General features: G+C 50.8%; 1 protein-coding gene. It reads right to left on the bottom strand.

Annotated elements, in window-relative coordinates; genetic code table 11:
• Positions 1-71 precede the first annotated feature (71 nt).
• Complete coding sequence (locus tag JIN78_RS16710; RefSeq protein ID WP_200393139.1) at positions 72-1,241, bottom strand: hypothetical protein; 1,170 nt, start codon at positions 1,239-1,241, stop codon at positions 72-74.
• Positions 1,242-1,361 lie beyond the last annotated feature (120 nt).

The raw sequence follows: 1,361 nt of genomic DNA, 5'->3' as shown, positions 1-1,361 counted from the left end.
CAGAAGCCTCAACACCAACCTTGAAATCGACGAATAAATAGCCAATCTCACGCCAACGACCACCGAGAGTTTTAACGACCTGTGGGACATCCCCTCAACGTTCTCAAATTGTGGCATTGTTCCAGCCCTTCAAGAGAAGTGATTCCATTCCCAACCAAACTCAATACCTCCAAAGTTCGTGACGCCGCAAAAGGGCTCAAATCCACGACCCCCGTCTTGTCGGCATGAATCTCCCGTATCGCGGGAAGCTTCGACAAAAATGAGAAGTCCTTCAGCCCCGTTCGAGTCACAGAGAGAATTTCCAGCTGAGGTAACTGACCAAGCCATGACACCTCCCGCAGACCACTGGTCTTCGACAGATTGAGCGACTTCAATTTCTTCAACCCACCCAAAACCGAAAAGTCCTCTGCCAAGACCCCATTCAGATTCACCTTCGTCAACTTCGGCAACTGACCGAGAACAGACAAATCACGAACCGGAACATTTTCTAACATCAACTGACTCAGGTTAGGAAACCCGGACAGAAACCCCAAGTCCTCACCCTCATGTCCACTCAGCCGAAAATGTTCCAAATGCGGAAGCGTTCCCAATTCCTCCAAATTGATTCCTCTCACCGAAGGCATATGAAGCCCCTGCAAAGAAGAACATGACCTCAGAGGCTCCAGACTGACCGGCCTTGTCCCACCGATATTCAAGGTTCGTAGCTTCGTCATCCCAGCCAAGGGAGACAAATCCTCCACCCGAGTCTCAAAGAGATTCAAAAAAATCAGATTATTCGCATACTCCAGTCCTCGCAAGGACCGGATCGGTTGTCCCCTCACATCCAATTTCTTCATTCCCGCCAAATCCTCCGGGCTCAGAGAGCTCCACGGTTTCTTGCGATGCTTTCGGATCGCCATCTCCAGATAGGAATCCTCAATCAGCGGATCCGACTGCGGCACATACCGGATGCGGGTCCGCTTGCGATGCGCATCGATCAAATTCTTCGTCGCGCCCCCTTTAGTGAGATCGAGGTCGTTGTAGGTCACATCAAGGCTCACCAAACTGGGACTCAACTCACTACTGGAAAGAAAATGAATCTCGTTGTGCCCCAACGACAGATGACTGATTTCCGGCAAGGCCAGAAACCCTCCATCTTCTTTCAAAAGATTCCCGGTGAGAAAAAGTTGCTGCAAACCGGTCAACTGACGCAGCGAACCCGCTTCCTCAATGCGATTGTGAGATAGGTCCAACTCGACCAAGTCTGATAACCCCGCCAAAGGACTGTGAGGTGGACCCCAAAGTTCGGCCAGTTGAGGGCTCAGCTAAACGATGGTGATGAGGGAAAATTGATTACTTGTTCTGGGGTTCTTTGGCAAGGC

Source organism: Roseibacillus ishigakijimensis (assembly GCF_016595415.1).
GTDB lineage: Bacteria > Verrucomicrobiota > Verrucomicrobiia > Verrucomicrobiales > Akkermansiaceae > Roseibacillus > Roseibacillus ishigakijimensis.
Note: the sequence above shows the minus strand (reverse complement) of the source record. Positions and strands in the feature narration are given on the sequence as shown.